Origin of the sequence: Isoptericola sp. NPDC060257 (assembly GCF_042726645.1) — a bacterium.
GTDB classification, from domain to species: Bacteria; Actinomycetota; Actinomycetes; order Actinomycetales; family Cellulomonadaceae; genus Isoptericola; species Isoptericola nanjingensis.
This window is the reverse complement of sequence record NZ_JBHXAW010000242.1, coordinates 1-6,869: the sequence shown is the minus strand read 5'-3', so window position 1 is coordinate 6,869 and position 6,869 is coordinate 1. Positions and strand designations below refer to the sequence as shown.

Annotated in this window: 7 protein-coding genes; 5 read left to right on the top strand and 2 right to left on the bottom strand. The window is 74.1% G+C overall.

Features of this window, described 5'->3' with window-relative positions:
- Nucleotides 1-147: 147 nt before the first annotated feature.
- On the bottom strand, nt 148-357 hold the full coding sequence (locus ACFWEK_RS16905) for an RNA polymerase subunit sigma-70 (RefSeq protein WP_430546647.1): 210 nt from the start codon (nt 355-357) through the stop codon (nt 148-150).
- A gap of 269 nt (nt 358-626) precedes the next feature.
- Between ACFWEK_RS16905 and sucC the strand changes: the two genes are divergently transcribed.
- From sucC to purN, 4 genes are all read left to right on the top strand, one after another.
- A complete protein-coding gene (gene sucC / locus ACFWEK_RS16900) occupies nt 627-1,796 on the top strand; it encodes an ADP-forming succinate--CoA ligase subunit beta (RefSeq protein ID WP_430546646.1) in 1,170 nt (389 codons plus the stop codon).
- A 37-nt stretch (nt 1,797-1,833) separates the two neighbouring features.
- Nucleotides 1,834-2,730, top strand: a complete 897-nt coding sequence (gene sucD, locus ACFWEK_RS16895; protein WP_429766179.1) for a succinate--CoA ligase subunit alpha — start codon at nt 1,834-1,836, stop codon at nt 2,728-2,730.
- Nucleotides 2,731-2,848: 118 nt separating this feature from the next.
- Nucleotides 2,849-4,105, top strand: coding sequence for a DUF6350 family protein (locus ACFWEK_RS16890; RefSeq protein WP_430554784.1), 1,257 nt, complete (start codon nt 2,849-2,851; stop codon nt 4,103-4,105).
- Between the two features lie 57 nt (nt 4,106-4,162).
- Nucleotides 4,163-4,819 (top strand): phosphoribosylglycinamide formyltransferase, encoded by a 657-nt coding sequence (gene purN, locus ACFWEK_RS16885; RefSeq protein WP_430554783.1) that lies wholly within the window; start codon nt 4,163-4,165, stop codon nt 4,817-4,819.
- A 24-nt stretch (nt 4,820-4,843) separates the two neighbouring features.
- Here purN and ACFWEK_RS16880 read toward each other — a convergent pair whose 3' ends face one another.
- The gene (locus ACFWEK_RS16880) at nt 4,844-5,419 is read right to left on the bottom strand and encodes an ArsR/SmtB family transcription factor (RefSeq protein WP_430546644.1); all 576 of its coding nucleotides are present in this window, start codon (nt 5,417-5,419) and stop codon (nt 4,844-4,846) included.
- A gap of 83 nt (nt 5,420-5,502) precedes the next feature.
- Here ACFWEK_RS16880 and ACFWEK_RS16875 point away from each other — a divergent pair, with 83 nt between their 5' ends.
- The gene (locus ACFWEK_RS16875) at nt 5,503-6,828 is read left to right on the top strand and encodes an MFS transporter (protein WP_430554782.1); all 1,326 of its coding nucleotides are present in this window, start codon (nt 5,503-5,505) and stop codon (nt 6,826-6,828) included.
- Nucleotides 6,829-6,869 lie beyond the last annotated feature (41 nt).

The following is a 6,869-nucleotide window of genomic DNA, read 5'->3' as shown; positions in this document are numbered from 1 at the left end:
CCTCCAGCGCGGCGGGCGTGCGCCCTGCTCCCTCGGCGAGCGTGATCACCAGGTGCCGGGTGTCGATCGACTCGGAGCGCTCGCGCTCCGCGACCTCCACGGCGCCCTGCACCGCGGCGCGGGCGTCCTTCGTGAACCTCTCGAACATCAGATCCTCCTGCCGTGCTTCTTGTGGACCGCCTGCTTGCTCACGCCGAGCGCGTCGGCGACGTCCTGCCACGACCAGCCGAGCTGTCGCGCGCGCTCCACCTGGAGCGTCTCGAGCCGGTCCGCCAGGTCGCGCAGCGCACGGACGGCGCGGAGCCCTTCCGTGGGGTCGTCGCCGGCGGCCGCGCCGACGAGCGTCGTCTCCGTCATGCCGTCAACTCTGGTTGACGATGGACGAGTTGTCAACCAAGGTTGACCCGCGAGTTGTCAGGGCCACGCGCACGTTTCGATGGTCCCGGTCCTGACAGGCCGGGCGGCGGCGTGTGGGATCGGTCACCTGCGGCGGGGGATTGCAGGGCCGCGGTTCCCGGCGTCGTGCGGGTCGGACTACCCTGTTCGGGGATGTCTTGATGTCGAGACATCCGTTCGTGCCGGCCTCTGCCGACCCAGGGGCACCACCGATGGAAGGACGCAGCAGGGTGGACCTGTTCGAATACCAGGCTCGCGACATCTTCGAGAAGCACGGCGTGCCCGTGCTCGGCGGCGTCGTCGCGACGACGCCCGAAGAGGCTCGCGCGGGTGCAGAGAAGCTCGGCGGCGGGACCGTCGTCGTCAAGGCCCAGGTGAAGACCGGTGGCCGCGGCAAGGCCGGCGGCGTCAAGCTCGCCCACTCCCCGGCGGAGGCCGAGGAGAAGGCCGGCGAGATCCTCGGGATGGACATCAAGGGCCACACGGTCCACCGCGTGATGATCGCGCAGGGCGCCAAGATCGCCGAGGAGTTCTACTTCTCCGTGCTCCTGGACCGCGCGAACCGCAACTACCTCGCCATGTGCTCCGTCGAGGGCGGCATGGAGATCGAGCAGCTCGCCGTCGAGCGGCCCGAGGCCCTCGCCCGCGTCGCCGTCGACCCGATCGTGGGCATCGACGAGGCCAAGGCGCGCGAGATCGTCGACGCCGCGAACTTCGCCGAGGACCTCAAGGCCCCGGTCGCCGACGTCATCCAGAAGCTCTGGACGGTCTTCACGGCCGAGGACGCCACGCTCGTCGAGGTGAACCCGCTGGTCCGCACCGAGGACGGCTCGATCGTCGCCCTCGACGGCAAGGTCTCGCTCGACGACAACGCCTCCGAGGTGCGTCACCCCGACCACGAGGCGCTCGAGGACAAGGCCGCGGCGGACCCGCTGGAGGCCAAGGCCAAGGAGAACGGCCTCAACTACGTCAAGCTCGACGGCGAGGTCGGCATCATCGGCAACGGCGCGGGGCTCGTCATGAGCACCCTCGACGTCGTCGCCTACGCCGGCGAGGAGCACGGCGGCGTGAAGCCGGCGAACTTCCTCGACATCGGCGGCGGCGCCAACGCCCAGGTCATGGCCAACGGTCTCGACGTCATCCTCAACGACCCGCAGGTCAAGAGCGTGTTCGTCAACGTGTTCGGCGGCATCACCGCCTGCGACGAGGTCGCCAAGGGCATCGTCGGCGCGCTGGAGATCCTCGGCGACGAGGCCACCAAGCCGCTGGTCGTGCGCCTCGACGGCAACAACGTGGACCTCGGCCGCGCCATCCTGCGCGAGGCGAACCACCCGCTGGTCACCCTGGCCGAGACCATGGACGGCGGCGCGGCCAAGGCCGCCGAGCTCGCCCACCTCTGAGCGCCCCGCCGACGTCGAAAGCAGAGATTCGAGAACAATGTCGATCTACCTGAACAAGGACAGCAAGATCATCGTCCAGGGCATCACCGGCGGGATGGGTGCCAAGCACACCGCCCTGATGCTCGACTCCGGCGCGCAGATCGTGGGCGGCGTGAACGCCCGCAAGGCCGGCACCACCGTGACCCACAAGGACCACGAGGGCAACGACGTCACGCTGCCCGTCTTCGGCACCGTCAAGGAGGCCATGGCGGAGACCGGCGCGAACGTGTCGGTCCTGTTCGTGCCCCCGGCGTTCACGAAGGACGCGGCCATCGAGGCCGTCGACGCCGAGATGCCGCTGATCGTCGTCATCACCGAGGGCGTCCCGGTGCAGGACTCGGCCGAGGTCTTCGCCTACCTCCAGGGCAAGAAGACCCGCATGATCGGCCCGAACTGCCCCGGCATCATCACGCCGGGCGAGTCGCTGGCCGGCATCACGCCGCACACCATCACGGGCAAGGGACCGATCGGCCTCGTGTCGAAGTCGGGCACCCTGACCTACCAGATGATGTACGAGCTGAAGGACCTCGGGTTCTCGACCGCCATCGGCATCGGCGGCGACCCGGTCATCGGTACCACGCACATCGACGCGCTCGAGGCCTTCGAGAACGACCCGGAGACCCAGGCGATCGTCATGATCGGCGAGATCGGCGGCGACGCCGAGGAGCGCGCGGCCGCGTACATCAAGGAGCACGTGACGAAGCCGGTCGTCGGCTACGTCGCCGGCTTCACCGCCCCCGAGGGCAAGACCATGGGCCACGCCGGCGCCATCGTCTCCGGCTCGGCGGGCACCGCGCAGGCCAAGAAGGAGGCCCTCGAGGCCGTGGGCGTGAAGGTCGGCAAGACGCCGTCCGAGACCGCCGAGCTCATGCGCGAGATCCTCAAGTCGCTCTGACCCGAGGGCGCTCCGGCGCCGCGCACGACACACAGACGGCGCCCGTCCCCTCGCCGGGGGGCGGGCGCCGTCTGTGTGTCTGCCGGGTTCTGCCAGGCGCGCGGGTGACGATGGGCCGGTGAGCGCACCACCCGGCACCCGACCCGCCCGCACCGCCCGGACCGTCGACGGCGACGGCCCCGCGCGGCGCCCCGGCCGTGGGGGCGAGCGCTTCGCCGCGGCCACCTCGGGCGCGTGGGCCACCGCGCAGGGCGTCGTGCTGTCCGGTGCCGTCGTCGTGCTCCTCGCGGTCGTCGGTGTGCTCGGCGGGTCGCCGGACTCCGCCTGGACCGGGGCGGTCGGCGTCGCCACGGGGCTGTGGCTGCTGGGGCACGGCGTGCCGATCGACGCGGGCGGCGGCGTGATCACGCTCGTGCCGCTCGGCATCGGTGCCCTCGCCGTGTTCACGACCTACGTGTCCGTCAAGCGCTCGGCGCTGCCCACGCCGGCCGCCTGGGTCGCGGCGACCGTGACGTACGCGGCGGCGACCGTCGCCCTCGCCGCCGCGACCGCCGGCGTGGCGGGCGGCGAGGGGCTCGCGGCCGCCGGCCCCCGGCTCGGCCTCGCGGCGCTCGGCGGCGCCGTCGTGGGCGGGGCGGGCGCCGCGCTCGGCATCCTCGTCCCGCCGGACCGGCCCGAGGTCGTCGTCCCCGGCGGCCTGCTCGACCGCGCGGTGCCCGACGTCGCGCGGCTCGGCCTGCAGGCGGGCACGGTCGCGCTCGCCGCGCTGACCGGGCTGGGGGCCGCGCTCACCCTCGTGTGGGTCGTGGCGGGGCGGGCGACGTCGGAGGACGTGGTGACCGGCCTCGACCCGGGCTGGATCGGCGGTGTCGTGTTCGCCGTCGCGCAGCTCGCGCTGCTGCCCAACCTCGTGCTGTGGGCGACGTCGTGGCTGGCCGGGCCGGGGTTCGCCGTCGGGCAGGGCACCGTGTTCGCCCCGGGCGGGACCGAGGCGGGCCCGCTGCCGGCCGTGCCCCTGCTGGGCGCGCTGCCCGGCCCCGACTGGTCCGGCCCGACGGCCGCGGTCGCCGGCCCGCTCGCCGTCGTGGCCTGCGGCGCGCTCGCGGGCTGGTTCGCGTGGCGGCGGCTCGACCCGGAGCGGGTCCGCTGGGCCGACCTGGCCCAGGTGCTCGCGGGCGTGGTGCTGCTCGCCGGCGTCGCGACCGGGCTGCTGCAGCACTGGGCCGGAGGAGCGGTCGGTGCGGGACGCCTGGCGCAGGTGGGCGCGGACCCCCTGCTCACCGGCGCGGTGGTGGCCGTCGAGGTCGGCGTCGGGGCGGCGGTCGTGCTGGCGTGCGCGCACCTGCAGGTCGGTGGGCGCCTCCGGCGGGAGTAGGCCTCGGTCTCCTTCCGGGCGCGGCGGACGGCGCGGACGCGCGGGTAGGGTGACGTCGTGCAGACCCCGTCCGGCCACCCCGTCGCGTCCACGTCCGCCCAGGGCACGGCCCAGGCCAGGCTCGTGGTCCTGGCCTCCGGCGGCGGCTCCAACCTCGCGGCGCTGCTCGCCGCCCACGACGACCCGGCCTACGGCGCCCGCGTCGTCGGCGTCGTCTCCGACAAGCCCGGTGCCGGGGCGCTCGACCTGGCCCGCGACGCCGGCGTGGCGTCCGTCGTCGTCGCCCCGCAGGACTTCGACGACCGCCCCGCGTGGAACGGCGGCGTGGCAGAGGCCGTCGCCGTCTTCCGGCCCGACTACGTGGTGCTCGCCGGGTTCATGCGGATCCTCGCGCCCTCGTTCGTCGAGCGTTTCGCGGGGCGGATCGTCAACACCCACCCCGCGCTGCTGCCGTCGTTCCCCGGCGCGCACGGAGTGCGGGACGCCCTCGCCTACGGCGTGAAGGTCACCGGCTGCACCGTGCACGTCGTCGACGCCGGCGTCGACACCGGGCCGATCCTCGCCCAGGCCGTCGTCCCCGTGCTCGACGGCGACGACGAGTCCGCCCTGCACGAGCGGATCAAGGTCGCGGAGCGTGCGCTGCTCGTCGAGACCGTCGGTCGCGTCGCCCGTGAGGGGCTGCGCGTCGACGGGCGGCGCGCGCTCGTCGGCTGACCACGGCCGTCGACCGCGGGGACGTCAGACGGTCGGCTCGCGGGCGGTGTCGCCGCTGACGTCGTCGCGCGGGCCGAAGGCGCTCAGCACCTGGTAGACCTCCCGGGCGACGGCGGGCTCGTCGCGCGCGTCCTGGTGGCTCCGGTCGGCCCAGCGGCTCAGCAGCTCGGCGACCTCGAGCGCCATCTGGTCGGCCTGCTCCTTGGTGAGCAGCATGGTCAGGAGCATGAACTGCCGCTTGGCGTCGTCGTCGTCGCCGTCGTGGTGCGCGAAGACGTCGGCGGTCCACTGCAGCGCGGGGCGGACGATGGCCTCCCCGGCGCCAGGGGAGTCCGACTTCACGCGGTAGCTCTGCGCCACGTTGGTCCAGACCCGGTCGCGCTTGTCGCGCGCGTGCTCGGGCGCCTCGACGATCATCCCGGCCTTGGCGAGCACGCGGAGGTGGAAGCTCACCGAGTTGGCGGGCTGCCCGATCGCCTCGGCGAGGTCGGCGGCGCGGGCGTGCTCGAGCACCGAGAGCTGCATGAGGATCCGCTGCCGCACGGGGTGGGCGAGAGCCCGGAGCGCCTCCGGCTCGGTGATCTCCATCGTCTCCTGCACGTGCCCGAGCCTAGCAAGATCCCGCAGCAACAGGTGCGCAACAGCTATTGCGCAATAGATGTTGCGGGATTACGGTCGTGCCCATGACGCAGACCCCGGCGGCCGCGGAGCCGCTTCCCGTGAGCGAGACGCCCCATGTCGGAACCGCGGCCGGCGCCGCCGAGGCCCCGGTGCCGCTGCGCCGCAACCGCCCGTACGTCCTGCTGATGTCCGGCCTCACGACGCAGTCGCTCGGCGGCAGCGTCGCCCGGTTCGCCGTGCCGCTGCTCGCGCTCGGGCTCACCGGCTCGGCGGCTGCCGCGGGCACGATCGCCGCGGTGGGCCAGGCCGGGGCGCTCCTCGCCACGCTGCCGGCGGGGGTCGTCGCGGACCGGACCGACCGTCGTCGGCTGGTCGTCGTCGCTGCCTCGGTGGCCGCCGTCCTGTGGGCGTCCGCGGTCGTCGCCGCGGCCCTCGGCGGCCTGACGGCGTGGCACCTGGCGGCGGTCCTGTGCGGGTCCGCCGTCGCGGCGGCCTTCCTCGACCCGGCGATCAGCGGCGCGTTCCGGGCGGTGGTGCCGACCGCCCAGCTGCCGACCGCCTACGCGACGGCCCAGGGCCGCGACGCCGTCGCGGGCATCGCCGGGGGCCCGGTCGGTGGCCTGCTCTACGGCGTCGCGGCGGCGCTGCCGCTGGTGGGCGCGGTGGTCGGGCACGCCGCGACGGCCCTGTGCGCGTGGTTCGTGCGCGCGCCGCTGAACGACGACGTGACCCAGGCGCGTGCGACCCGGCCGCTCGCCGCGCTGCGCGAGGGGCTGAGGTACGTGTGGGCGGTGCCGCTGTTCCGCGCGAGCCTCGGCCTGTTCGTCGCGGTGAACGTCGCCGTCAACGGGATGCTCGTCGGGATCAACCTCGAGCTCGCGCGTACCGGCACGCCCCCGGTCCTCATCGGCGTCGTCGGGACCGTGGCCGCCGGCTCGATGCTGCTGGGCGCTCTCGCGGCCCCGGCGCTGGTCGCGCGGCTGCGCCTCGGCGTGCTGACGGTGCTGGCGCTCGTCCCGGTCGTGCTCGCCTTCGTGGGCATGGCCCTGCTCCAGACCTACGTCGCGTACGTGGTGCTGGTCGGGGTCGGGATGCTCATGGTCCCCGCGGTGAACTCGGCCATGGCGGGCTACACGGCCGCGATCACCCCCGACCGGATGCAGGGTCGTCTCGCGTCCGTGCTCGGGCTCAGCGGGGTGGCGGCGATGCCGCTCGCCCCGCTGGTCGGCGGCACCCTTCTTGAGGCCGGTGGCATCGGCGTCGTGCTGTGGACGCTGGTGGCGCTGCTCGCCGCGACCGTCGTCGGGCTGGCCCTCGTGCGGTCGCTGTGGCGGGTCGGCACGCCCGACACCTGGGCCGACGACGCCCTCCCGATGCCCGCCGAGTGATCCCGAGCCGTCAGGGTGGGCGCGGGATGCACCCCGCGCTC